At 63.0% G+C, this 23,138-nt stretch carries 25 protein-coding genes and 1 tRNA gene; 9 read left to right on the forward strand and 17 right to left on the reverse strand.

What is annotated here, in order from left to right:
* Positions 1–7: 7 nt before the first annotated feature.
* Positions 8–823 carry an ABC transporter ATP-binding protein gene (locus X733_RS141810; protein ID WP_023729738.1) on the reverse strand — a complete coding sequence of 272 codons (816 nt, stop codon included), beginning with the start codon at positions 821–823 and terminating at the stop codon, positions 8–10.
* A gap of 144 nt (positions 824–967) precedes the next feature.
* Positions 968–1,123: a hypothetical protein gene (locus X733_RS1000000170345; protein ID WP_196813766.1), complete on the reverse strand. Its 156-nt coding sequence runs from the start codon at positions 1,121–1,123 to the stop codon at positions 968–970.
* On the opposite strand from X733_RS1000000170345, the gene X733_RS141805 reads away from it, so the two are divergent.
* The 4 genes from X733_RS141805 to X733_RS141795 all read left to right on the forward strand — a co-directional run bounded on the left by X733_RS141805 (position 1,050) and on the right by X733_RS141795 (position 5,032).
* The gene (locus tag X733_RS141805) at positions 1,050–1,922 is read left to right on the forward strand and encodes a dimethylarginine dimethylaminohydrolase family protein (RefSeq protein ID WP_023746540.1); all 873 of its coding nucleotides are present in this window, start codon (positions 1,050–1,052) and stop codon (positions 1,920–1,922) included. The two genes, X733_RS1000000170345 and X733_RS141805, sit on opposite strands and share 74 nt — an antisense overlap.
* A complete protein-coding gene (locus X733_RS0135465) occupies positions 1,892–2,560 on the forward strand; it encodes a TetR family transcriptional regulator C-terminal domain-containing protein (RefSeq protein ID WP_023746539.1) in 669 nt (222 codons plus the stop codon). Before X733_RS141805 ends, X733_RS0135465 begins: the two co-directional genes overlap by 31 nt.
* Complete coding sequence (locus tag X733_RS141800) at positions 2,557–4,137, forward strand: 5-guanidino-2-oxopentanoate decarboxylase (RefSeq protein ID WP_023746538.1); 1,581 nt, start codon at positions 2,557–2,559, stop codon at positions 4,135–4,137. The genes X733_RS0135465 and X733_RS141800 overlap by 4 nt, the downstream gene beginning before the upstream one ends.
* 187 nt (positions 4,138–4,324) lie before the next feature.
* Positions 4,325–5,032 (forward strand): SDR family NAD(P)-dependent oxidoreductase, encoded by a 708-nt coding sequence (locus X733_RS141795; RefSeq protein WP_023739672.1) that lies wholly within the window; start codon positions 4,325–4,327, stop codon positions 5,030–5,032.
* Positions 5,033–5,169: 137 nt separating this feature from the next.
* On the opposite strand, the gene X733_RS141790 is transcribed toward X733_RS141795, so the two are convergent.
* The 4 genes from X733_RS141790 to aroA form a co-directional block, all read right to left on the reverse strand.
* Entirely contained in the window at positions 5,170–5,991 is an 822-nt protein-coding gene (locus tag X733_RS141790) for an MOSC N-terminal beta barrel domain-containing protein (RefSeq protein WP_023746537.1), read from the reverse strand.
* 248 nt (positions 5,992–6,239) lie between these two features.
* Positions 6,240–7,937: a 30S ribosomal protein S1 gene (gene rpsA, locus X733_RS141785; RefSeq protein WP_023703671.1), complete on the reverse strand. Its 1,698-nt coding sequence runs from the start codon at positions 7,935–7,937 to the stop codon at positions 6,240–6,242.
* A 204-nt stretch (positions 7,938–8,141) separates the two neighbouring features.
* The gene (cmk, locus tag X733_RS141780; protein WP_023746536.1) at positions 8,142–8,786 is read right to left on the reverse strand and encodes a (d)CMP kinase; all 645 of its coding nucleotides are present in this window, start codon (positions 8,784–8,786) and stop codon (positions 8,142–8,144) included.
* Positions 8,787–9,044: 258 nt separating this feature from the next.
* Positions 9,045–10,403 carry a 3-phosphoshikimate 1-carboxyvinyltransferase gene (gene aroA, locus X733_RS141775; protein WP_023703673.1) on the reverse strand — a complete coding sequence of 453 codons (1,359 nt, stop codon included), beginning with the start codon at positions 10,401–10,403 and terminating at the stop codon, positions 9,045–9,047.
* Between the two features lie 206 nt (positions 10,404–10,609).
* On the opposite strand from aroA, the gene X733_RS141770 reads away from it, so the two are divergent.
* The 3 genes from X733_RS141770 (at position 10,610) to X733_RS0135470 (ending at position 11,743) form a co-directional block, all read left to right on the forward strand.
* On the forward strand, positions 10,610–11,002 hold the full coding sequence (locus tag X733_RS141770) for a TIGR02300 family protein (protein ID WP_023683538.1): 393 nt from the start codon (positions 10,610–10,612) through the stop codon (positions 11,000–11,002).
* Positions 11,003–11,175: 173 nt separating this feature from the next.
* Positions 11,176–11,251: transfer RNA gene (locus X733_RS141765), tRNA-Ala, on the forward strand.
* Between the two features lie 102 nt (positions 11,252–11,353).
* Positions 11,354–11,743, forward strand: coding sequence for a hypothetical protein (locus tag X733_RS0135470; RefSeq protein ID WP_023683541.1), 390 nt, complete (start codon positions 11,354–11,356; stop codon positions 11,741–11,743).
* 48 nt (positions 11,744–11,791) lie between these two features.
* Here X733_RS0135470 and X733_RS141760 read toward each other — a convergent pair whose 3' ends face one another.
* The 8 genes from X733_RS141760 to X733_RS141725 all read right to left on the reverse strand — a co-directional run bounded on the left by X733_RS141760 (position 11,792) and on the right by X733_RS141725 (position 19,642).
* Positions 11,792–12,556, reverse strand: coding sequence for an ABC transporter ATP-binding protein (locus X733_RS141760; protein WP_023683542.1), 765 nt, complete (start codon positions 12,554–12,556; stop codon positions 11,792–11,794).
* A gap of 24 nt (positions 12,557–12,580) precedes the next feature.
* Positions 12,581–13,579: an ABC transporter substrate-binding protein gene (locus X733_RS141755; protein ID WP_023671310.1), complete on the reverse strand. Its 999-nt coding sequence runs from the start codon at positions 13,577–13,579 to the stop codon at positions 12,581–12,583.
* A 40-nt stretch (positions 13,580–13,619) separates the two neighbouring features.
* Complete coding sequence (locus X733_RS141750; protein ID WP_023819691.1) at positions 13,620–14,468, reverse strand: ABC transporter permease; 849 nt, start codon at positions 14,466–14,468, stop codon at positions 13,620–13,622.
* Positions 14,469–14,493: 25 nt separating this feature from the next.
* Positions 14,494–15,843: an LLM class flavin-dependent oxidoreductase gene (locus X733_RS141745; RefSeq protein WP_023819692.1), complete on the reverse strand. Its 1,350-nt coding sequence runs from the start codon at positions 15,841–15,843 to the stop codon at positions 14,494–14,496.
* Between the two features lie 48 nt (positions 15,844–15,891).
* Positions 15,892–16,824 (reverse strand): TauD/TfdA family dioxygenase, encoded by a 933-nt coding sequence (locus X733_RS141740; RefSeq protein WP_023819693.1) that lies wholly within the window; start codon positions 16,822–16,824, stop codon positions 15,892–15,894.
* Between the two features lie 78 nt (positions 16,825–16,902).
* Positions 16,903–17,544 carry an FMN reductase gene (gene msuE, locus X733_RS141735; protein WP_023819694.1) on the reverse strand — a complete coding sequence of 214 codons (642 nt, stop codon included), beginning with the start codon at positions 17,542–17,544 and terminating at the stop codon, positions 16,903–16,905.
* A 376-nt stretch (positions 17,545–17,920) separates the two neighbouring features.
* Positions 17,921–18,673 carry a toprim domain-containing protein gene (locus tag X733_RS141730; RefSeq protein ID WP_031193865.1) on the reverse strand — a complete coding sequence of 251 codons (753 nt, stop codon included), beginning with the start codon at positions 18,671–18,673 and terminating at the stop codon, positions 17,921–17,923.
* A gap of 627 nt (positions 18,674–19,300) precedes the next feature.
* Positions 19,301–19,642 carry a hypothetical protein gene (locus X733_RS141725; protein ID WP_023819696.1) on the reverse strand — a complete coding sequence of 114 codons (342 nt, stop codon included), beginning with the start codon at positions 19,640–19,642 and terminating at the stop codon, positions 19,301–19,303.
* 631 nt (positions 19,643–20,273) lie between these two features.
* On the opposite strand from X733_RS141725, the gene X733_RS141720 reads away from it, so the two are divergent.
* Both X733_RS141720 and X733_RS141715 read left to right on the forward strand, forming a co-directional pair.
* Positions 20,274–20,726, forward strand: a complete 453-nt coding sequence (locus X733_RS141720; RefSeq protein WP_023819697.1) for a helix-turn-helix transcriptional regulator — start codon at positions 20,274–20,276, stop codon at positions 20,724–20,726.
* Positions 20,727–20,870: 144 nt separating this feature from the next.
* On the forward strand, positions 20,871–21,203 hold the full coding sequence (locus X733_RS141715) for a hypothetical protein (RefSeq protein ID WP_023819698.1): 333 nt from the start codon (positions 20,871–20,873) through the stop codon (positions 21,201–21,203).
* 46 nt (positions 21,204–21,249) lie between these two features.
* On the opposite strand, the gene X733_RS1000000167310 is transcribed toward X733_RS141715, so the two are convergent.
* Genes X733_RS1000000167310 through X733_RS141705 form a run of 3 tightly spaced genes read right to left on the reverse strand, consistent with a single transcriptional unit; the run spans position 21,250 to position 23,108 of the window.
* Entirely contained in the window at positions 21,250–21,948 is a 699-nt protein-coding gene (locus tag X733_RS1000000167310; RefSeq protein WP_050588705.1) for a transglycosylase SLT domain-containing protein, read from the reverse strand.
* 1 nt (position 21,949) lies between these two features.
* On the reverse strand, positions 21,950–22,459 hold the full coding sequence (locus X733_RS141710) for a hypothetical protein (protein ID WP_155924265.1): 510 nt from the start codon (positions 22,457–22,459) through the stop codon (positions 21,950–21,952).
* Between the two features lie 58 nt (positions 22,460–22,517).
* A complete protein-coding gene (locus X733_RS141705; protein ID WP_023819701.1) occupies positions 22,518–23,108 on the reverse strand; it encodes a hypothetical protein in 591 nt (196 codons plus the stop codon).
* Positions 23,109–23,138: the final 30 nt, after the last annotated feature.

The raw sequence follows: 23,138 nt of genomic DNA on the forward strand, positions 1-23,138 counted from the left end.
GCTTGTCCTAGCCGATGTTGCGGATGAACTGCTTCAGCCTTTCGGATTTCGGTGCGCCGAATATCTGCTCCGGCGGCCCCTCTTCCTCGACCAGCCCGTTGCAGAGGTAGACGACATGGGTCGCGACCTCGCGGGCGAATTTCATTTCATGCGTGACCAGCACCATGGTGCGGCCCTCGCGCGCCAGGTCGCCGATCACCTTCAGCACCTCGCCGACCAGCTCCGGGTCGAGCGCCGAGGTCGGCTCGTCGAACAGCATGACGCGCGGGTTGATGGCCAGGGCGCGGGCGATCGCCGCGCGCTGCTGCTGGCCGCCCGAGAGATAGGCCGGATAGACGTCGCGCTTTTCGGCCAGGCCGACGCGCGCCAAAAGCTTTTCGGCTTCCCTGATCGCCACGTCGCGCCTTACGCCCAGAACATGCACCGGAACCTCGATGACGTTCTCGATCAGCGTCATGTGGCTCCACAGGTTGAAGTTCTGGAACACCATTCCGAGCTTGGCGCGGATGCGTTCGATCTGCCGGCGGTCGGCGGGCACGGTGTGGCCGTGGCTGTCGGCCTTGAGTTTGATCTCCTCGCCATTGACGCGGATGATGCCGCTGGTCGGATTTTCCAAGCAGTTGATGCAGCGCAGCAGCGTCGACTTGCCGGAACCCGAGCCGCCGATAATGGCGATCACCTCGCCGTCGCGCGCCGACAGCGAAACGCCTTTCAGCACATGCAGCTGGCCGAATTTCTTGTGCAGGTTCTCGACATGGATGGCTTCGGCGGCGCCGTCCTGCGCCTTGCCGGATTGGACTGCGGCGGGTCCCGCCGCGCTCACCGGGGAACCTCTGCCACAGGGTCCACGGCAGATCGTCGAACGTCTATCCGGCTAATCAACATACGCTGTAATGCCCACTCCAGACTTCAGCATGGACCCAACAGCGCGAGCCCGTCAATCCCGCTCATTACGGCACTTGCGGCCTTATTGTGCAAGTGTATAAATAGCTTCCGATGAAATTTCTTCCATTTTTTTCACCCTGAACACGGCATTGAAAAGGGCACCGATGAGCGCTTTCGGATCACAGTCCATGGCGGCGCCGTTGCGGCGCGTGCTGATGCGGTCGGCGGCCAATGCCATGCGCGGCGCCGACCGGGCTACCTGGCACTATGGCCCGGGTTTCGATGCGGTGAAAGCGGCGGCGCAGCACGCGGCTCTTGCTGAACTGGTAACGGCCTCCGGCGCCGAAATCGAATGGATCGATGACAAGGCCGACGGGCTGTCGGATTCCGTATTCACCCACGACCCGTCGCTGATGACCGACCGCGGCGCGCTGATCCTATCCATGGGCAAGCCATTGCGCGCCCGGGAGCCATCGCTGCATGAGGAAACCTACACACGCCTGGGTATTCCTATCCTCGGCCGCGTCGAGGCTCCCGGCCAGGTCGAAGGCGGCGATTGCGTATGGCTGGATAAAAACACGCTGGTAATCGGGCGCGGGGTGCGCTCCAACCAGGAAGGCATACAGCAGGTTTCCAACCTGCTGACGCCGCTCGGCATTTCCGTCTACGGCTTCGATCTGCCGCTGTGGCAGGGCGAGGAGGCGTGCCTGCATCTGATGTCGGTGATCAGTCCGCTGGCCGACGACCTGGCCCTGGTCTATTCACCGCTTTTGCCGGCGCCGTTCTATCAGTTGCTGAAGGCGCGCGGCATCCGGCTGGTGGAAGGCGACGCCGAAGAGTTTGCCGCTTCGAACGGCCTCAGCCTGAACGTGCTGCCGACCAGCCCGCATAAGGTCATTGCCGTCGCCGGCTTTCCCAAGACCAAGGCCGCGATGGAAGCCGCCGGCTGCACGGTTCAAATCTTCGAGGCGGATGCGCTCTGCATCGCCTGCGAAGGTGGGCCGACATGCCTGACGCGGCCCATCCTGCGGCAATGAATGAGCGCCGCAAGTTCCGCCGCGAGGGCGAGGAGCGGCGGCGGCAGGATCTGATCGACGCGACCCTGGACAGCGTGGCCGAACATGGGCTGGAGGGCGCCAGCCTGCGCACCATCGCATTGCGCGCCGGCGTCACCGCCGGGCTGATCCGGCACTATTTCCCCGGCAAGGAAGACTTGCTGCAGGAAGCCTACGCGGCGCTGATGGGCCGCATGATCGAGCAGGCGAAGGCGGCATTGCTCATGGAAAACGCCTCGCCGCGCCAGCGCCTTGCGGCCTTCGTTACTGCCAACCTCAACGCGCCGATCATCGATGCACGCGTGTTTTCGCTGTGGGCAACCTTCATCGGCCGCGCCGGCGCGGATCCGAGCCTGGCTCGCGCCCACCGCGAAGGCTATCTCGGCTTTCGCAACGAGGTGGAAGCAGTCGTTGCCGAAGTGCTCGGCGCCGAGCAGCGCAGGCCAAACGCAGATGAACTGCGCCGCCATGCCATTGCCATCAACGCGATCATCGACGGGCTCTGGATCGAAGGCTGTCTGGCCGCAGAGATGTTCTCGCCTGGCGAATTGGCGGCGATCGGCGTCAAAGCCATAGAGGCCGAGCTCGGCCTCGCGCCGCAAAAGGGAGAGAAGCCATGACCACCATCGGCGAAGCGCTGATCACGCTGCTCGAAGCGCATGGCGTCGACACCGTTTTCGGCATTCCTGGCGTCCACACTGTCGAGCTTTACCGCGGGCTGGCGCGTTCAAAGATACGCCATGTCACGCCGCGTCACGAACAGGGCGCCGGCTTCATGGCCGACGGCTATGCCCGCGCCAGCGGCCGGGCGGGCGTTGCCTTTGTCATCACCGGACCGGGGCTGACCAACACCATCACCGCAATGGGCCAGGCGCGCGCCGATTCGGTGCCGATGCTGGTGATTTCGGGCGTCAACGCGATGCCGACGCTGGGAAAGGGGCTGGGCTTCCTGCATGAGCTGCCGGACCAGCGCGGCATGATGGAGAAAGTGGCGCTGTTTTCGCAGCGTGTCACCGAGGCCAGCGAATTGCCGGGCGCTTTGGCGCGGGCCTTCGCGCTGTTTTCGTCGTCGCGGCCGGGCCCCGTCCATATCGAGATCCCGACCGACGTCATGGTCAAACCGGCCGACGGCATCGCTGCTTCGCTCACCAATGCGGCGCCGCCGGCGCCGGATGGCGCAGCCATTGCCGAGGCAGCCAAACTGATCGCAGCCGCGCGCCGGCCGCTGATCCTTGCCGGTGGCGGCGCCAAGCGCGCCGAACAGCCACTGCAGCGCCTGGCCGAGCGGCTCGGCGCACCTGTCGTCCAGACCGCCAATGCGCGCGGTCTGCTGCACGCGCATCCGCTTTGCGTGCCGGCCAGCCCCAGCCTGAAGGCGGTGCGTGCGCTGATGGCAGACGCCGATCTGGTCATCGCTGCCGGCACCGAATTCGGCCCGACCGACTATGACGGTTACAGCGACGGCGGCTTCGTGCTGCCCGCCAACCTGATCCGCATCGATATCGGCGCCGACCAGCTCGCCCGCCGCCCGGTGAGCGTCGGCATCCAGGCCGATTGCGCGGAGGCGCTTGGCGCACTGCTTGGCGCGCTCCACCCTGATCATGCCGCGGCGAAGAACGGCGAGAGCCGCGCAGCCGCGTCGAGGAAGGCGGCCTTTGCCGAGCTCAGCCCGGCCTATGCCGCGCAGGTGCGTGCGGTGGAAACCATCCGCGACGCACTGCCGGGCGCAATCATCGTCGGCGATTCCACGCAGCCGATCTACGCCGCCAATCTCTATTACGACCATGACCGGCCAGGCGGCTGGTTCAACGCCGCCACCGGTTTCGGCGCGCTCGGCTACGGGCCGCCGGCGGCGATCGGCGCAGCGCTCGCCATGCCCGGCGTGCCGGTGGTTTGCCTGACCGGCGACGGCGGCTTCCAGTTCACCTTGCCGGAGCTAGGCGCGGCGCTCGATGCACCCGCACCGGTCATCTTCGTCGTCTGGAACAACAGAGGCTATCGCGAGATCGAAACGTCGATGCTCGATGTCGGCGTCGAGCCGGTCGGCGTGTCCCCGGCGCCGCCGGATTTCTGCAAGCTGGCCGAGGCCTACGGCATATCAGCCGAGCGGCTTGCCGGTACTGCCGGTCTCGCCGATGCGCTCAAACGCGCACGCGCAACCAGACTGCCGCACGTCCTCGAAATCACCATCGACTGACGCCTGGCCGCGCGCCGTACGTCCATGCGCGGGGGTCGGAAGGGGCGGTCGGCGGCTTCGAGCGATGCAAAGACGCAACAACTGCCATGTCGAGATGTCGGTTGAGTGATCGTGCAAAAGGCGCGACGCTCTGCGTCGGCGCGGCACGACAAGCGACATAATATAAGAAACGACAGGAGCGTCCAGGATGACGGAAACAGTTCAGGGCAAGCATATCGTGGTGACCGGTGGCACCGGGGCGCTGGGTGCCGCGGTCGTCGGCAAATTGCTGGCGGACGGCGCGATCTGCCATGTGCCCAATGCCCACGCGTCGGCCCCCACGCATTTCCCCTTCGCGGCCCATGATCGCGTCCGGCTGGCGCATAATGTCGATCTCGCCGATCCTGCCAAGGTCGATGCCTTCTATGACAGCGTTCCCGAATTGTGGGCCTCCATCCATCTGGCCGGCGGCTTTGCCATGGCCCCCGTCGAGAAAATCGAATCCGCATCCTTTGCCGAAATGATGGACACCAACGCCCGCACCGCCTTTCTGTGCTGCCGCGCGGCGGTGCGCTCCATGCTTGGCTCGGCCACTGCAGGCCGCATCGTCAATGTCACGGCGCGTGCTGGGCTCGACCCGCGCCGAGGCGCCGGCATGGTCGCCTATACCGCCAGCAAAGCGGCGGTGGCGGCGATGACCGTGGCGATGGCGGAAGAGCTGAAGCACAAAGGCATACTGGTCAACGCGGTGGCGCCCTCGACGCTCGATACGCCAGCCAACCGCGCCGACATGCCGGACGCCGATTTCGGCAGATGGGTCAGCCTCGAAGCCGCCGCCGAGGCAATCGCCTATCTGGCATCACCGGCCAATCTGGCAATGAGCGGAACGCTGGCGCCGCTCTACGGCCGCGCCTGAAGTTCCGCCGCGCAGAGCGGCTCATTTGGTTTGGCTTCCGATGGCGGCCTTTGCCGACCTCGCCTGATCTACAGCGGAGGTTGGCCATTCAATCATGGCGACCCGCCGACGCCTCCACGGCATTAGAAGGGCTGCGACTACGTCAGGTTCGAGACCCCCGCTTCCACGACCTCGACTGCGTCGCCGATGGCGATCGTGCCGGCGTTGTTGGGAATGGCATTCTGGCCGAAGATGATGCCGCCCTTGGCGGAGCGGTGGAGTTTGCCAAGCGTCTGCAACGGCTCGCGCGGGTCCGGCTGCTCGCCGCTCAACGGATCTCGGGTGGTGATGACGCAGCGCGAGCAGGGCTTTGCGATGCGCAACTCGACAGCGCCGATGCGGATCGTCTTCCAGCTGTCTTCGAGCCATGCGCCGTCTGCGTCGACGACGATGTTTGGCCGGAACCGCGCCATCTCGATGCGCCTGCCAAGATGGCTGTTCAGATGGTTCAGCGAGCCCGTCGTGGCGATCAGCAGCGGAAAACCGTCGGCAAAGCCGACGTAATCGCCAGGCTGGCCGAATTCCGCATCGACCGGCCGGTTTCGCGGATCGTCGAAATAGACGAGATCGACGGGCCGGCCAAGAATAGCCGAGAGATAGGCGCCGGCGGCCGGATCGCCCGGCCGCGCGGCAACCATATCCTTCCAGATCTTGACTTGCCGGAGCGCGGTGCCGGGAGCCGGTGCCTCGACGAAGTGCGAGCCATGCCTGTCATGTTTCAACAGGATGCCCGTTCCGCGATGCTCGACGTCGATCGTCGTCATATCAGGTATCTGGCGAATGGTGAGGAACTGCCCATCCTTGTCGATCACCATCCAACGGCGGTCGCCTTCCATGCCCATTGTCTCGATGTCGGCGCTCGGCACGGCATGGCCGCGCAGGCTCTTGACCGGATAGCGATAGAGTTCGACGACCTTCATCGCGCATGCTTCCCTGTTGCCCGAAGGGCCGGACTTCCGTGTTTACGTCTGCAACGACAGCCGAGCCTACAGCCGCGCATGCGGAATTGAAGGGGTTCCGCCGTCTTTGTCTTGTGCCAACCGCGTCGCCGAGCATGAAAAAACCCGCGAGCCTTGCGGCCCGCGGGTCTTCTTGTTCAAGCCGCGCGTGAGGCGCAGCCGAGGTTTACGCTTGCGCGAAGCGACTTACGCGCTGCGCGCGAAGCGGCTTAGCTGCCCTGCTTCTTCAGCGCGGCGCCAAGGATGTCGCCCAGCGAAGCGCCGGAGTCGGTCGAGCCGTACTGTGCGACGGCTTCCTTCTCTTCGGCGATTTCCAGCGCCTTGATCGAGACCTGCAGCTTGCGGGTCTTCTTGTCGAAGGCGATGACGCGGGCGTCCAGCTTCTGGCCGACCGAGAAGCGCTCGGGGCGCTGCTCGTCACGGTCACGGCTGAGGTCGTTGCGCTTGATGAAGGTCTCGATGCCGCTGTCGACCAGCCGCACTTCCAGACCGCCATCCTTGATGCCGGTGACTTCGCAGGTGACGACAGCGTTCTTGCGCAGTTCGCCTGAAGTCGCGGCTTCGCCGACCGTATCCTTGGCCAGCTGCTTGATGCCGAGCGAGATGCGCTCCTTGTCGATGTCGACGTCGAGCACCTGCGCCTTGACCATGTCGCCGCGATTGTACTCTTCGATGACCTGCTCGCCCGGACGGGTCCAGTCGAGGTCGGAAAGGTGCACCATGCCGTCCACGTCGCCTTCGAGGCCGATGAACAGGCCGAACTCGGTCTTGTTCTTGACCTCGCCCTCGACCTGGCTGCCGACCGGATGGCTCGCGGCAAAAGCCTGCCACGGGTTTTCCAGCGTCTGCTTGAGGCCGAGCGAGATGCGGCGCTTGGCCGGATCGACCTCGAGCACGACAACGTCGACTTCCTGTGTCGTCGACAGGATCTTGCCGGGGTGCACGTTCTTCTTGGTCCACGACATTTCCGAAACGTGGATGAGGCCTTCGATGCCCGGCTCCAGCTCGACGAACGCGCCGTAGTCGGTGATGTTGGTGACGGTACCCTTGATCTTCTTGCCGATCGGGAACTTGGTGCCGATCTCGGACCACGGATCGCTCTCGAGCTGCTTCATGCCGAGCGAGATGCGGTGGGTTTCCTGGTTGATGCGGATGATCTGCACCTTGACCGTCTGACCGATGTTGAGGATCTCGGTCGGGTGGTTGACGCGGCGCCATGCCATGTCGGTGACATGCAGCAGGCCATCGATGCCGCCGAGGTCGACGAACGCACCGTAATCGGTGATGTTCTTGACGACGCCTTCGACAACCTGGCCTTCTTCGAGGTTCTGCACGATTTCCGAACGCTGTTCGGCGCGGCTTTCCTCGAGCACGGTGCGGCGCGACACCACGATGTTGCCGCGGCGGCGATCCATCTTGAGGATCTCGAAGGGCTGCGGGTTGTGCATCAGCGGAGAGACATCGCGGATCGGGCGGATATCGACCTGGCTGCGCGGCAGGAAGGCCACGGCGCCGTCGAGGTCGACGGTGAAGCCGCCCTTGACCTGGTTGAAGATGACGCCTTCGACGCGCTCACCCTTGGTGAACTTCTCTTCGAGCTTGACCCAGCTCTCTTCGCGGCGGGCCTTGTCGCGCGACAGGACGGCTTCGCCCAGCGCGTTTTCGATGCGCTCGACCATGACCTCGACCGTGTCGCCGACCTTGAGCGTCGAGTCCTTGCCCTTGACGCCGAATTCCTTCAGCGGCACGCGGCCTTCGACCTTGAGGCCGACATCGATGATGGCCATGTCTTTTTCGATCGCCAGGATCGTGCCCTTGACGACCTGACCTTCGCCGGAGTGGCCGGCGGTAAATGATTCTTCGAGCAGGCTCGCGAAATCGTCGCGAGTGGGATTTGCAGCTGACATATTTTCTCCTGGAGTGCCCCGCATCTCTTGCGGGACGGGCGCCGTGGGTTAGCGTTGCGTTGGCCTGCCGGCGTTCCGGGCTACAAAAGCCCTGGGCCGCCTAAGCGGCAATTCCGGCGCATGAAGAATGCTGGCAGGCTGGTTCGTGCCCGATATGGGTATTTTCTTCGCTTCCGGCAATCGGTGGAGCGGGAAAACCCTGGATCAGGCTTTGTCTCTCTTGGCCAGGGCGTCGTCGATGATCGCTTTGGCCGCTAGAAACGCGGCCTCTATAGCCATTTCGGAGGTATCAAGCAAGTGCGCGTCCGCCGCCGGCTTCAGCGGCGAGTCGGCGCGGCCCATGTCGCGCTCGTCGCGGCGCACAATATCGGCAAGGATTTCGGCGAAATCGGCGGTGCCGCCGATGCTCTCGATCTCGGCCAGCCGGCGCTGCGCCCGCACTTCGGCGCTCGCCGTCACATAGAGCTTTATGTCGGCGTCAGGGCACACGACCGTGCCGATGTCGCGCCCGTCGAGCACCGCGCCTGGCGGTGTCCTGGCGAAATCGCGCTGCTTTTCGACCAGGATGCGCCGGACGGTAGGGTAAATCGCGACCTTCGAGGCCGCCTCGCCAACCGCATGCGCCGACAGCACCGCCCGGTCGAGCTGTGCCAGGTCGACCTGGCGCGCGGCGGTTTCGGCCGCCGAGACATTGTCGAGCGGCAGCGCATACTGAAGCAGCGCATAGGCAACGGCGCGGTAGGTGAGGCCGGTGTCGAGCAGGTTGAGGCGGTAGTGGTCGGCCAGACGTCGGGCCAGCGTGCCTTTGCCGGCGCCGGCGGGTCCGTCGATGGCTATGGTGAAGGTCATTGGCGGGCCAACACAATCGAAAGGCTCGATGAAAAAGACAGACGCCGCGATCCTTCGCGCCCCCCTCTGTCCTGCCGGACATCTCCCCCTCCAGGGGGGAGATCAGAAGCTTCTGCGCCCCACTCTTTCCTGCAATTTCGAAAACTGGCGAAAGCCGCTGTGACGGCCGATCTCCCCCCTTGAGGGGGAGATGTCCGGCAGGACAGAGGGGGGCGCTGTCCCGCCGACATCTCTGCTTGCTTTGCGCTTGGCATCAACCTACCCAATCTCCGCGCCCAGCCCCGTCATCAGCCCCATGAACTCCGGGAAGCTCGTCGCGATCATGGCGGCGTCGTCGATGGTTACCGGCTTTTCCGTTGCCAGCCCCATCACCAGGAAGCTCATGGCGATACGATGGTCGAGATGCGTCTGCACCGTCGTGTCCTGGCCATTGGGATGGCCGCCCAGCCCCTTGCCGCCGGGCTTTCCGCGCACCGCGAGCGAAGCTTCGCCTTCGGTGCAGTCGACGCCGTTGAGCTTCAGCCCATTGGCAACCGCTGCCAGTCGGTCGGATTCCTTCACCCGCAGCTCTTCCAGCCCCTGCATCAACGTCTCGCCCTCGGCGAAGCTCGCGGCAACAGCCAGCACCGGGTATTCGTCGATCATAGACGGCGCCCGCTCGGGCGGCACGGTGACGCCCTTGAGCTCGGAGTAGCGCACGCGCAGATCGGCAACATCCTCGCCGCCGGCATTGCGCGGGTTCAAGATGTCGATCTGGCCGCCCATTTCCTGCAACGTTAGAAGCAGGCCGGTGCGGGTGGGGTTCATCAGCACGTTCTCGATGACGATGTCCGAACCCGGCACGATCAGTGCCGCGACCAGCGGGAAGCCGGCCGAGGAGGGGTCGCCGGGCACGGCGATGGTCTGCCCCGTCAGCTTGCCCTGGCCCTCGATGAAGATGTGGCGCACGCCGCGCTCGTCGGTCTCGACCGAGAGATTGGCGCCAAATCCCCTAAGCATCTTTTCGGTATGATCGCGCGTCATCACCGGTTCGATCACGGTGGTGATGCCGGGCGTGTTGAGGCCTGCCAGCAGCACGGCCGACTTCACCTGCGCCGAGGCCATCGGCACGCGGTAGGTAATGGGTGCGGCGTGTTTCGGCCCGTGCAGCGTGATCGGCATGCGGTCGCCCGGCGTCGCCTTCAGCACCTGCACGCCCATCTGGCGCAAGGGTTCGAGCACGCGGCCCATCGGCCGTCCCGACAGCGATGCGTCGCCGATGAAGGTCGTTTCCATGTCGTAAGTGCCGACGAGGCCCATTGTGAGGCGGGAGCCGGTGCCGGCATTGCCGAAATCGAGCGGGCCTTCCGGCTGCAGCAGCGCGCCATTTCCGGTGCCGCGGATCACCCACTCGGCGCCGCGCTTCTCGATATGCGCGCCCATCGCCTTCATGGCGGCCGCCGTGCGCATCACATCCTCGCCTTCGAGCAGGCCGGTGACGCGGGTTTCGCCGGAGGCAAGGCCGCCGAACATCATGGAACGGTGCGAAATCGACTTGTCGCCCGGCACGCGAGCGGTGCCGGAAAGGGCGGATGATTTGCGGGCGGTGGCCGGCTTGGCAGCGGCGGCGTGAGACATGGAATTTCCCTGGACGGAATGCCGGCGCACCGGCGCTTTTCATTTGTTGCGGCGGTCTCGTATCACGGCGGGCACGAATGGTCATCCCCATGGTCGTCGCTTGGCGCGAGGCCTTTCAGTGCTTGGTTTTGTGACGCCGGCTTTTCGCTTTGACAGCGCGGTAAACTGTGGTTAAGGGGACCACTCTTTTACTGACGAGGCTTGACGTGGCAAAAAACGAACTTGGCACAAAGCGTGTCGACCCTGAAACGGGCCGAAAATTCTACGACCTGAACAAGGACCCTATCGTCTCGCCCTATACGGGCAAGACGTATCCGCGTTCCTATTTCGAGGACGGCAAGATCGCCGCCCTCGAAGAGGAAGAGGAAGTGGCCGAGAAGGAAGTGGACGCCGAGGAAGAAGAAGGCGTTGAAGTCGTCTCGCTTGAAGAGGCCGACGAAGACGTCAAGGCCGGCGACGAGCTTCCCGACCTGGGCGACGACGAGGACGATGTCGATCTAGGCGACGATGAGGACGATACTTTCCTTGCCGACGAAGAGGAAGAAGACGACGACGTCGCCGACATGATCGGCGTCGGCGACGACGACGACGAAGTCTAGGAACGCTTCGAACGCATGCATTTAGCGGCGTTGACGGGCTATGACGAAAAAGCGGCCCTCGAAGGCTTGATCTTCAGGGAAGGCGGGGTTAGAAGCCGCCTGCACTAAACGGCGCGGTCCTGAAACCCGCGCCGGACCTCTCGCCGGCAACGGCGACGGCTGACTGCCGGAGTGGGGCCATAGCTCAGTTGGGAGAGCGCTTGAATGGCATTCAAGAGGTCGTCGGTTCGATCCCGATTGGCTCCACCAAACAGTCTTTTTCCGACGCTCGGTTTCGCGGCATTCGTGCTTGTCGCCTGCCAGTCGGCGCCTGAACCATCATCGCCGCCGCCAACGCCCGCACCTCAGCCCATGGCGCCTGCCGCGATCTCTGCTCCTGATGGTGCGGCGGTCCTCGATCCATCCGTGCGGGTTATGCCGCCCGGCGAAGGCGTCCCGGCCAAGTATGTCGCGTTTTCCGGCATATGGGGCGGACAGCTGGACGGGATGTATGACGGCAAGCTCGCCGTGCTGACGATTACGCGCGGCGGCAATGTCACCGCCACCTATGCCTGGGGCGATGTCGCCGACAACAAACCGGGCGTGGCCGACGGCGAAGGCAAGATTTTCGGCAACACGTTGAAACTGCGGCGCCTTCCCAATGGCGCGGACGTCAGCGCGGTCATTCAGGCGGACGGAACGCTGGCCGTCACCTATGGGCTTGCCGACCGAACCTATACGGGCACGTTCACCAAGCAATAATTGCGAGAGCTAATCTTCCGGGGGAGCCACGGCTGGCCCCTTCCCCGATCAGTGCAGGCCGAATTCGCGCAGCAGTTCTTCGCGATAGCGCACGAAGCGGCTCTCGCTGCGCTCGCGCGGGCGTGGCAGGTCGATGTCGATCAACCGCGCCGCGCCGCCTTTCTCCTTGGGCAGGATCAGCACCCGGTCGGCAAGATAGATCGCCTCCTCCAGATCGTGGGTGACCATCACCATGGTGACGTTCTCCTCGCTCCAGATGCGCGCCAGTTCCTCCTGCATGCCGATCTTGGTCATGGCGTCCAGCGCCCCCAGCGGCTCGTCGAGCAGAAGGATCTCGGGCTGCACGGTGAGCGCCCGGGCGATGCCGACGCGCTGCGCCATGCCGCCGGAAAGCTGGCTCGGAAAAGCATCGGCGAATTCGGCAAGGCCGACCAGGGCGACGTAGAAGCGGGCGCGTTCCTCGGCCTGCCTCTTGGGAACACCGCGCACTTCGAGGCCGAACGCGACATTGCCGAGCACGCTCAGCCACGGCAGCAGCCGCGGCTCCTGGAAGATCACGGCACGCTCGGCGCCGACGCCATGCACCGGCTGGCCGTCGATCGCGACACCGCCGCTGTCGGCCGCCTCCAGTCCGGCCAGAATACGCAGCAGCGTGGTCTTGCCGGAGCCGCTGGCGCCGACAATGACCAGGCATTCCCCCGAACGAATGTCGAGGTTGAGCGTCCGCAGCACGGCAAGCTGGCGCCCGCCGAGGCTGAAGGATTTGGACAGGTCGCGGATCGAGACCTCCCCGCCGCGGTTGGAACCGGTCATCTCATCTCTCAGCTATTTCAGAGCTCAGTTGATCTTGGTTTCGCCGGGCCGGTACAGGATGTCGGCGGCTTTCAGCTTGCCCTTGGCCAGACGGCCGTCGCGCTCCAGCACGGCGACCCAGAAGTCGATGTCGCGGTCGGTCGCCTGCGCACCTTCGCGCAGACCAAAGCCGGTCCAGTAGCGGGCGAGATCGCCGTTTTCACCGCGCTTGTCGAGGATAGTGGCCAGCACCTTGCGGGCTTCGTCCGGGTTCTGGCGCGACCAGTCCGAGGCGCGCGCCGACTGTTCGACGAAGTTGCGCGCCGCATCCGGGTTGGCGGCAATGAAGTCGCGCCTGAGTACGACGAAGCCGCCGGCGAGTTCGCCGAGCACCTGCGTGTCGTCGAACACGCCGCGCACGCCGCCATTGGCGACCAGCGCGCCGGCAAAGGTCGCCTGCCAGTAGCCGAGGCCGGCAATGTCGACCTGGCGCGAGCGCAGCGTCTGCTCAAGCTGCGGGCCGGGCACGACAATGAGGTTGGCGGCGGTCGGCGGCAGGCCGACGCTGTGCAGGGCCTCACGCACCGTATAGTCGAGATGAGCGCCGAGCGTGTTGACAGAGATGGTCTTGCCGGCAATGTCGGCGATCGATTTGATGGGGCTGTCTTCCAGCACGTAGAAGACGCTCTTCACATCCTTGTTGATGCCGTTGCTCGGATACGCCGCGACGAAGTCGTTGCCGCCCGAGATCGAGTTGATCACCGCTGCGGTGGCGGCCGAGCCGATGTCGACGCTGCCGGAAGACAGCGCAAACAGCGATTCCGGTCCACCCGAGGAATAGCCGACATTCTCCAGCTCGACGCCGAGCCCTTTGAAGTAGCCGAGCTCGTCGGCCAGCTCGTGCGGGGAGATGCTGCCACGGCTGGCGAGGTAGCGGAACTTGACGGCTGCGGCTTGCGCAAAGGCCAGGCGCGGCAGGCCGGCGGCGATGAGGCCGGCGGCAAGCGGCGCGCCGGCAAGCAGCGAACGGCGGGTGATTTTCATGATCGGGTCCTTGTGAGGTAAACGGTGAGGGGCGGACTGCTCAGTTGACAGGATTGCTCCAGCGACAGAGCCGCCGCTGCAGGGTGACCAATGCCTGGTTGGCGATCAGGCCAAGCCCGGCGAGGATGACGATTGCCGCAAACATCAGCGGGATCTGGAAATTGTACTGCGCGTTCATCACCTGGAAGCCGATGCCCTTGTTGGCACCTATCATCTCGGACGCGATCAGCAGCAGCAGCGCCGTGGTGGCGCTCAGCCGCAAGCCGACGAAGATCGACGGCACGGCGCCCGGCAGTACGACGCGGCGAAACACGGTGAGCCGGCTCGCACCATAGACGCGCGCCATTTCAAGCAGCTTGGGATCGACTTCCTTGACGCCGCTGGTGGTATTGAGCAGCAGCGGAAACAGCGTCGCCCAGAAGATGACGAAGATCTTCGAGGTCTCGCCAAGTCCCAAGAGCAGGATGAACACCGGGTAGAGCGCCAGTGCAGAGGTCTGCCGGAACACCTGCAGGATCGGATCGAGCGCGGTTTCGACCGGGCGCACCTGGCCCATGAACAGGCCGAGCGGAATGGCGACGGCCACGGCTGCGGCAAAGGCGATGCCGGCGCGCTGCAGGCTGATGGCGATGTCGCCGAGCAGGCTGCCGCCGGCAAGCCCCTTCCAGAGCGCTTCGACGATCATGTCGATCGGCGGCAGCACCGCCGCGTTGACCCATCCGACGCTGCTCGCCACCTGCCAGAGCGCCAGGAAACCGACAAGCACACCGTAGCGCGACAGGAAGCGGACAGCCGCCCTGCCGCCGAGGCGGAGAAAGTCGTGGCCGAGCTCTGTCTCGCCGCGACTGGCGCGGATCGTGATCGGCCGATCGATGTGCTGCAATGTCATGGCGTCATCCCTTCAGCTATGAGGATCATTCGGCGGCAAGGACGGTCGAGCGGGCGACGGTCCATGGATTTTCCGGCCGCCTGAGGCCGAGATTCTCGCGCAGGGTGCGGCCTTCATACGCCGTGCGGAACAAGCCGCGCCGTTGCAGTTCGGGAATGACCAGGTCGACGAAATCGTCGAGCGCACCGGGCAGCCAGGGCGGCAGGATGTTGAAGCCGTCGGCCGCCTCGCTGGTGAACCATTCTTCCAGCTGGTCGGCGACCTGCGTAACGCTGCCGACGATGGTGTAGTGGCCGCGTGCCGTCGCCACCCATTGATAGAGCTGGCGGATGGTGAAGTTGTGCTCATCGGCGATCTGCCGGATCAGCGCCTGGCGGCTCTTCATGCCTTCGGTTTCCTTGCTCGGCGGCAGCGGGCCGTCGAGCGGGTAGCCACGGATGTCGAGCGTCTGGCCGGCAAGTCCGTTGAGCAGCGCAACACCGTCCTCGGGCAGGATGAGGTCGTTGAGCTGCTGATACTTGGCGCGTGCTTCTTCCGTTGTGCGGCCGACGAAGGGCGCCACGCCTGGCATGATGAGCACCTGGTCGGGATCGCGGCCGACAGCCGCCACGCGCGCCTTGATGTCGCGGTAGAATTCCTGCGCCGTCTCGAGCTTCTGATGAGCAGTGAAGATCACCTCGGCCGAGTGCGCGGCAAGCCCGCGTCCATCCTCGGATTGCCCGGCTTGTACGACAACCGGATGTCCCTGCACCGGGCGGGGCACGTTGAGCGGACCCTTGACGCTGAAATGCTCGCCCTTGTGGTCGATGTCGTGCAGTCTGTCCTTGTCGTAGAAGCGGCCCGACTGCTTGTCGCGGATGAAGGCGTCATCCTCCCAGCTGTCCCACAGCGCCTTCACCGTCTCGACATGCTCATGCGCCCGCGCATAACGCTCGGCATGGTTGGGCTGGACGTCGCGGTTGAAATTGCGCGCCGTCTCGTCGCCGGCCGAAGTCACCACGTTCCAGCCGGCGCGGCCGTTCGACAACAGGTCGAGCGAAGCGAATTTGCGCGCCAGTGTGTAGGGCTCCTCATAGGTGGTGGAGGCCGTGGCGATGAAGCCGAGATGCGTGGTGAGCGGCGCCAAGGCCGCAAACAGCGTCACCGGCTCGAAGCCGGCGATCTTGGCATTGCCGCCTTCGCGGGCGCCGAGGCCGACGGTCAGGTTGTCGGCCAGGAAATAGGCATCGAACAGGCCGCGCTCGGCGGTCAGCGCAAGCTGCTTGTGGAACTCGAAATTCGTCGCGCCGTCGGCCGGCGCGTCGGGATGGCGCCATGCGGCGATATGCTGTCCGCCACCTGGCAGGAAGGCGCCTAGCTTGATCTGTCTGGGCATTATCAAATTCCCTCTTGTCGCATCAGTTGAAGAGACGTCCCCTCGTGTTCAGGCCGCCTTGATCCTCGCCGGCTTGGCTGCCTTGGTGCGGGAGACGCTGCGTCGTCCGTCGACCGCGACCGGCACGTCACCGTCGACAGTGGCGCGGCGGACGACCCGGCGCCGATCGCCGTAGTCGTTGACGGCGTAGTGCTGCGTGGCGCGGTTGTCCCAGATCGCCACATCACCCTGCTGCCAACGCCAGCGAACGGTGTTCTCCGGTGCGGTAACGTAGGATTGGAACAACTCGTAGACCCGGTGGAAGTCGCTTCTGGACAGGCCGACGAACCGCTGCACGAAATTGCCGAGTAGGAGGGTGCGCTCACCGGTCTCCGGATGAACCCGCACAACCGGGTGTTCGGTCTCGTAGATCGTAGAAGTAAACACCTCGTCGAAGTGTTTTGTTTCCGCCTCTGTCGCCCGCGGTCGGACCGCCGCGTAGTCGTAGGCGTTGCTGTGGACCGCCCAAAGATCGTCGGCGAGGCGCTTGAGCGTTGGCGGCAAAGTCTCATAGGCGGCGGCGGTATTCGACCAGATCGTGTCGCCGCCGGCCGAAGGAATGACCACGCCGCGCAGGACCGAGAATTTTGGATAGCCGTCGACGAACGTAACGTCGGTGTGCCACTGATCGGCGCGCCCGCCGCCGCGACTTGAATCGAGTTCGAGGATTGAGGCCGTGCCGACGATTGCCCCTTGGGTCGGATGCGCAACCAAATCGCCGAGCCGCTGGGCGAAACGCTCCTGCTCGGCATCGTCAAGGTGCCCCTGGTCGCGGAAGAACACGACCTTATGGCGCAGCAGAAGCTGGTTGATCGCCACCACAACAGCATGGGGTAGATCACCGGATAGACGAACGTTGCTGATCTCTGCGCCGACGCGTGCTGTGAGGGGAGCAACATCGGCTTCCGGAATGGTTGCATCAATGAAAGCAGGCTTGGTCATGGGTAGTCTCCAGGCGGATTGAGTTGTGGCGGCGGCTGACGATTTCTCGAAGATCCAGACAGGGCTGGAGGAGGCGCTTCAGCCGAGATTTGCGTTAGAAACCCGGTTCGAAGCGCGCCACTGCCCGCGGGCGATAGCAATGTCCGCCTGAGGCGCGTCGGAATCCGAAACCAACTGGTCTCGAGTTCGCGACGCCAGATAGGGCGCGAATTGCCCGATCGCACGATCGAGCCGATCGGCCAGTGTCGGGGAGACGGAGGTTTGGTCGACGAAGTCGCGCTCTGAAGCATAGATCCCTGTCGCCAGCGTTCGTGCCTCGAAGAACCCGAAGAGCGGCCGTAGCTGATGCTCGACAATCAACGCGTGTCGGTCTCCGCCGCCGGTCGCGGCCAGAAGTACCGGTTTGCCTACGAAGGCGGTGGGCTCCAGCAGATCGATGAAATGCTTGAAGAGGCCAGCGTAACTGCCTTTGTAGACCGGGCTTGCGACGATCAGTGCTTCGGCTTGCAGGAGATGGTCAACAAGTCGCTTTGCCTTCGTGTCCAGATCGGAGAGGCGGTGCGCGGCGCCGAGCGAAGGCAGGAACTGCCCAATATCCATGACCTCGAAGCTTCTCTCATATTGGTGCGCCGTTCGCCTCGCTATCTCTTCGACCAAAGCGCGCGTCCGGGAAGGAGAACTGAAACTGCCGGAAAATCCGACGATTGCGGGTCTGGTCATTTGGTCCTGTCCCTCTCCTTGAAACTGCGGGCCGCAGCCGCGACGAGGGGACAGAATATTTATGTATATAAAATCTATAGAGAAAGAGAATTGCGTATTTGTGGCGGCTTGTAAAATTCCCTTCCTCCGCTTTTGGCGTTTGTGAGTTCTCGTTGAGCGACTGTGCAGCGAGGCGGGTTAGCGCCTTCACCGAGTGGTCGACAGTATCCTTTGACGGAAGACTTCGGCGCTGGTCTTCTGAAGCCAAGGCTTGGGTGTCGAGTAGAGATAGGCGCGCACCTGGTGCCGGTTCTAGATGCTCGAAGGCACCCTTCGCCAGAACAAGTGGTGCCCAATTTGTGATCAAAGTTGATGGCCAAGCTGGCCGCCGAGGGGCTCAGGTGTCTGCGCCGAGTGTTTCGCGCAGCAGAAGATCCAAGGGTAGGGTCTCGGGCGTCGGATCGTCCTCCCACAGCTTCGCGAAATCCCGGTCGTCGGGCGGTCTATGAATGAGGACCCGGCGCTCAGGGTTGGCTTCGCGAACGCGTTCGGCCGCGCTGAGGCCGGGCTTGTCCGGATCGGCGAAGACGACGATCCGCTGTACGCATTCGGGCAGCTGAAGAAATGGCAACCGTGGTGCTCCCAGTGAGCACCAGACGGGCAAGCCGTATCGCAGCATTACGGCATGGCCGGTCTCATAGCCTTCGGCAATACCAAGGACGTCGGCCGCTGGGGCGAGCCGCAAGGCAAAGCCCCGGCTCGGGCCGATGATGCGGCGTGGCTCGTCCAGCGCCGCCTTTTCTGGTCGTGTCGGGTGCAAGAGGGTGAGCTGCACCGAACAGATCGAACGGTCTGGGGCCTGCAGAGCAGCCACCAGCGCGGGAAAGCGGTTCTTTCCCAACCGATAACCCGGCAGGAAGCGCAAAGTTGGCAACGTCGCCGGCAGACGGCGAGAGGCAAGATAAGCTTCGCCGTGCGTGCCGCCGAGCGCAATCGCTCTCGACCAGAGCGCGAGCGCGTCCGCTGCTGTGGTTTTGGGCGCCGCCGGACGAACACGACGCAGAGGCTCGGCCGCGCGCTTCGACAAATCCAGGTCCGCAATGGCGGTCTCGATGTCGACGGGATCGCAGCCTGCAAAGCAGTACAGCATAAGACGATAATCCCCGTCACGAACAGAGAGGGAGGGATGGCGGTCGCCTTTCCCTTGCCCGTGACTTGGTACTGGGCAATGGCACAAGTAGCTCCCGCGCGCCGGAAACCCTCCTAAAGCGCGATATACCTGCGCAGCGTTTGGCCACGACACCTTTGTCATGGACCTGACAATGCCGTCAAGCCGCTATCGAATCAATAGAATAATCTAATAGCGCGTTAAACATTCCCGGCGAAATAGCCGGGGCGTTTCAAGGGCCAGGACTTAGCCGTCCTGACGGCAGGGTCGCCTCGGCCAGGTAGCCCAAGCCTGCATCGCTGAAAGCGCGATTCGAAAACACTAGAGGTTGGCGACCAGAAGCCGCTGCATGAGGTAATTACGAGAACCATTTGCGCGCGAACCGCAGCATGGTGATGTCTGCGCAGCAGGCGCGCAACCCGACCTTCAGACGATCGGCACATTGGCGGCGTTCCTGGGCGTCTCGGTCTGGGCCTTTTGGGAATTCGGGACGCTGCCTTGCGCAAGCCTCGAATCATTTGGGGCTATCGTATCAGGAGATCACAGACCTGGCGGAATAGCAGGATCGTCTGTGTGCGTGATTGAGCAGATCCTGGCAAGGAGAGCCTGTTAGAGTTTGAAGCGGCCAAGGCGCTGATCGTTGACGCGGTACTGCCAGGCCAGTTTCGGATCCTGGGGGTTGACGCCGGACGTTGACCAAGCGGAGCGCTCGAACTTTGCAGCGTCATGCAAAGGAAGATCGTCATCACAGCGCGACAGTTGTAACGACGAGCGAAGACGATGACGTCCGATACTGTGGGTTAGAAATTTGATGGCACAGACGGCGGCGAGGGACAGGATCAAGAAAGCAGTGGAAAAGCTGAGCATGCGAAGGCCGGCTTCCTGATCGGGCAGGGCGAAGAAAGCGAGCACGCCGCCGGCGAAAATTGCGAACGCGAACCTCATGAACATGACAGCGAGTCTCCTATTTCGATGTCGATCATTATAATATCACAGATTGATCGTCATTATAGTGATCAATGGAGATAGGATGGCCCCTCATGGATCAAGCGTTTTCGAAGGCTGGGGGCATGGTGCCGTTTTTGGCGGTATCGGCTTCAGAGTATTACCCGGCGCCATTTCCATCTCGAACAGGCATAGAGATTGGTTCCGGGGCAAGCCTTGCGGCCCCGTCTCAGAGTGTAATGCCAGAACCACTGGCGTCGAGGTCTCGCTTGTGGTCGACCTGAACCAGGTCATACGAAGTGGTCGGGCAACGATTGCAGGGCCTGCCTGCCGCAAGGGCGGAGATCAGGGTTGTCCCTCCAGATGAGGTGGCACACGACAAAATCATTAGTAAGAGGGCCCGCGACATCCAACCGGATTCATTTAATTATTCATTTTCAACAGGGCATGCAGATTGTCAAATGCTATCGTGCATCTGGAACGATTGCTGTACGCCGTCACTTTGCGGGAGTATGGGGAGGATGCCGCGACACTTTAATAGGGCAATGAGTTATCGTTTCGGCTACAAGCCCTGAGCACTAGACATTCTGCAAAAAAATGGCCGTCATATTCCGACCGATAAGCAGGGGGGGCAGCTGTGCCGATATTTAAAAACAAGACAGAAGACAGCGATGGTTGGCTTTCGATCCTGCTCGCGCTGCGACTTCGCCAAATCGAGAACGAGTACCCGGACTATGCGAGTTTTGCCGACGCTACGGGGCTATCGCGCGGCACGCTCTACCAGTTGCGGGCGGGGAAGGGGAACCCGACATTGGTCACCTTGGAGCGGCTGGCGCGACACCTCAAGGTTCCGGTGTGGACGCTCATTGGTCGGACTGGTGACGACGACAGCGTGAAGCGGGACATCGAGACCTTCGGCTTCAGCTTCACCGAGATTGCGCGGCATATTGAGGCCACGCGTGCTGTGAAGCGCTCGATGACAGAGTTCAGTGGTGTTCCTTCTTTGAAAGAGGCAGCCAGCCCCGCTGGGGCAACCTCCGAGAGGAAGCGGCTGCCTCCAGCCAAAAAGGGACGCAGGGCAAACCAGTAGATACAAGAAAAGTAGAAGATGCTAAACTACCAGCGTAGATTCATTTGCTACGATTGGCAGAAAAACTATTTCATATTTCTTTGACTCGCACCAAGAAATCCGCCAGCGTCGATGCAAAGGCATCATTTTGCTGAAGGGTTGACGATGCAAGCGAATATCTGGCAAGTCGCAGGAGACAATGCACTCTATAAGGAAGCGGCGGCGTTTGTCGATTGCCACCCGAAACCATGGGTGGAAGAGGTTTCGGAATTTCTGCGGAAGAAAGGCAAGCCCGAGACGATCACCTTGGTGATCGGACAGTTTATCGTGGCGGCTCTGTTCGAAGGACAATACGCGGATCTGCTGTACTGGTCGCTGGTTGCGGCCGAAGTGAACTGCGTTGTGATGGAGCAATGGCCTGATGATGTGCGCCAGGAGTTGGCAAGCCATCTGAAACGGGGATTCGTAAAGCTCTCGTCGCGCAATCTCTCCCATTGAAGGCGGCGGGCCGACGGGGGCATGGCCACTCAATGGGGAGACGGCGTCACACCTGACCAGGGGCAACGTTGATGTCGCTGCCGGCGGGACCGGGAGCGGATGAAGCGAGTTTTGTGTCACCACCGTTGGGCGTCGGAAAGTCGCCTGGTCCCATTTGGCAGACCGCTTGCGCGCCGCATCCCTGAGGAATGGATTGGCCGGCGGAATTGAGGGCGGCATAGCGGCGGTTTACGTCGTTCGTCCAGTTATGGCGCTGGCTTTCAGTGCTGCCGTTGTAACGATCGGCGAGGCAGCGAATACTTGACGTGCCGCCGCACGATTTGACGGCATCGCGAAGCGTCAGTACGCCGCCTTCAATGTTTTCCGACAAGATGCCCCGATCCATTCCGTAGGCCCGGCCGGTCGCCCCCGTAAGCTGCATCGGTCCAAGAACGCCACTGAAGGAGCCGGCACATGCTGACATCGCGCCTTCGTGAGCGGACACGGCAAGAGCGAGCTTGGGATCAACGCCATACTTGTTGGCGGCGTCGACAATCATATTGGCGATGTTCGGGCTGCGCTCCATCATCTCTTGCGTGGGCGGATAGCTCGGCAGACCCGCTCCGTTCGTACAAAGGGAACGCAAGGTTGTGTTGTCATTGAGGTCGCAAGAATTTGCATCATGGTCAAAGGAATTCGCTTGCGAAACAGGCGCTTGTCCAACGACCAGGAGCGCGGAAAGGAGTATTGGGTAGGGACGCAGCATCTTACTTCCCCGGGCAGAAATTATAGATGGCGCCATTGATGGAGAGCGCGTCGCTGGATGGGCGCGTAATCTTCATCGGCGTGATGACCGGGGAGCTGCTGCCACGCTCTGTACATGAGGCTTGGAATGCATCGTCTGCATGACGGGTGCCTGCTATCTTGCAGGTGCTTGCGCCGACGGTGATTGCGTCGCCGTCGAACTCGGCAAGTTCGAGAGCGCCGACGCCTTGGTCGAGATCGGCACATGTGTGCGTGGACGCTACATATGATCCCTGCGGAGCCTTGAGCGGATCAAGTGCTTGCGCGATTGCCGGCCAGATCAAGACGGCTAGAGTCGCGAAGATTGTCCGGCTGGCCATGGCAGATCTCCGGAACATCATCCCGCCGTGGCCGCCGGCAGGAGCCGCGGTCAAGGCCGCGCATCGCGCGCCGTCAGGGAAGCATTGATCCGTTGGCGATGGCCGGTGGCTGGCTGGTGTCCTGAATAACGTCAGGTTCTCCGTGCCGATCATGATTGCGCTCCTTGGGGATATCGAGGTTGCCGAAACACAACGGCGTGGACTGCTTCCTCTAGGGTTGCGGGACAGGGACCCGGAATTGGCATTCCGGGGCGATTTCACCTTGGAATACGATGCCGGCGCGAATGCTTTTGGCCTGAACATCATATGCACCCATCGCACCATTCCGAGCGAGGTCGGGGCGGACGTTATTCGGTTGCGCGCCATATTCGATGAAACAGCCGGAGCCAGCGTCAGCGACCGTTGATCGGCCGTTCTGGTAGATCGCCAAGCGCATGGGGCATCGTTTCAGCGTGGCATTGCCGACAGGATCGGTGCGGATCGGCGAGCAGCCGGTGAGCGTGTGCAGGACCGAGAGGACGACGGTTTTGGTCGGGCTGCGAACGACGATGTGACTCTCGGAAGCCGGCGCGTTGGCGACCGCAAAGCGTGTATCGCCTTTGGCCACGTAGGCGTCGTTGTTCTTCTTCAGTCGGTCGGCCCATAGGGAGGCGTAGGGCACGGCTTCCGAGTTCGGGAGCTCGAGATCGGCATAGGCGACGGCGCGCCAGGCGTTCGGATCATGCGTGAGCGACTGGGCCGAAGCGTGGGGCGCCAATCTAAGGGCAGCCGCGACTGCGACAAATGTCAGGCGTGCATGCATTCCTTGCCTCGCTTGTGTGCCCTATGATTA

The sequence above is a fragment of the Mesorhizobium sp. L2C066B000 genome, assembly GCF_000502335.1.
Classification (GTDB): Bacteria; Pseudomonadota; Alphaproteobacteria; order Rhizobiales; family Rhizobiaceae; genus Mesorhizobium.

Coding starts and splice junctions, on each gene's coding strand:
- X733_RS141805 (WP_023746540.1), top strand. CDS start 1,050: ATGAGCGCTTTCGGATCACAGTCCATGGCGGCGCCGTTGCGGCGCGTG.
- X733_RS1000000170345 (WP_196813766.1), bottom strand. CDS start 1,123: ATGGCATTGGCCGCCGACCGCATCAGCACGCGCCGCAACGGCGCCGCC.
- X733_RS0135465 (WP_023746539.1), top strand. CDS start 1,892: ATGCCTGACGCGGCCCATCCTGCGGCAATGAATGAGCGCCGCAAGTTC.
- X733_RS141800 (WP_023746538.1), top strand. CDS start 2,557: ATGACCACCATCGGCGAAGCGCTGATCACGCTGCTCGAAGCGCATGGC.
- X733_RS141795 (WP_023739672.1), top strand. CDS start 4,325: ATGACGGAAACAGTTCAGGGCAAGCATATCGTGGTGACCGGTGGCACC.
- X733_RS141790 (WP_023746537.1), bottom strand. CDS start 5,991: ATGAAGGTCGTCGAACTCTATCGCTATCCGGTCAAGAGCCTGCGCGGC.
- rpsA (WP_023703671.1), bottom strand. CDS start 7,937: ATGTCAGCTGCAAATCCCACTCGCGACGATTTCGCGAGCCTGCTCGAA.
- cmk (WP_023746536.1), bottom strand. CDS start 8,786: ATGACCTTCACCATAGCCATCGACGGACCCGCCGGCGCCGGCAAAGGC.
- aroA (WP_023703673.1), bottom strand. CDS start 10,403: ATGTCTCACGCCGCCGCTGCCAAGCCGGCCACCGCCCGCAAATCATCC.
- X733_RS0135470 (WP_023683541.1), top strand. CDS start 11,354: ATGGCGCCTGCCGCGATCTCTGCTCCTGATGGTGCGGCGGTCCTCGAT.
- X733_RS141760 (WP_023683542.1), bottom strand. CDS start 12,556: ATGACCGGTTCCAACCGCGGCGGGGAGGTCTCGATCCGCGACCTGTCC.
- X733_RS141755 (WP_023671310.1), bottom strand. CDS start 13,579: ATGAAAATCACCCGCCGTTCGCTGCTTGCCGGCGCGCCGCTTGCCGCC.
- X733_RS141750 (WP_023819691.1), bottom strand. CDS start 14,468: ATGACATTGCAGCACATCGATCGGCCGATCACGATCCGCGCCAGTCGC.
- X733_RS141745 (WP_023819692.1), bottom strand. CDS start 15,843: ATGCCCAGACAGATCAAGCTAGGCGCCTTCCTGCCAGGTGGCGGACAG.
- X733_RS141740 (WP_023819693.1), bottom strand. CDS start 16,824: ATGACCAAGCCTGCTTTCATTGATGCAACCATTCCGGAAGCCGATGTT.
- msuE (WP_023819694.1), bottom strand. CDS start 17,544: ATGACCAGACCCGCAATCGTCGGATTTTCCGGCAGTTTCAGTTCTCCT.
- X733_RS141730 (WP_031193865.1), bottom strand. CDS start 18,673: ATGCTGTACTGCTTTGCAGGCTGCGATCCCGTCGACATCGAGACCGCC.
- X733_RS141725 (WP_023819696.1), bottom strand. CDS start 19,642: ATGTTCATGAGGTTCGCGTTCGCAATTTTCGCCGGCGGCGTGCTCGCT.
- X733_RS141715 (WP_023819698.1), top strand. CDS start 20,871: ATGCAAGCGAATATCTGGCAAGTCGCAGGAGACAATGCACTCTATAAG.
- X733_RS1000000167310 (WP_050588705.1), bottom strand. CDS start 21,948: ATGCTGCGTCCCTACCCAATACTCCTTTCCGCGCTCCTGGTCGTTGGA.
- X733_RS141710 (WP_155924265.1), bottom strand. CDS start 22,459: ATGATCGGCACGGAGAACCTGACGTTATTCAGGACACCAGCCAGCCAC.
- X733_RS141705 (WP_023819701.1), bottom strand. CDS start 23,108: ATGCATGCACGCCTGACATTTGTCGCAGTCGCGGCTGCCCTTAGATTG.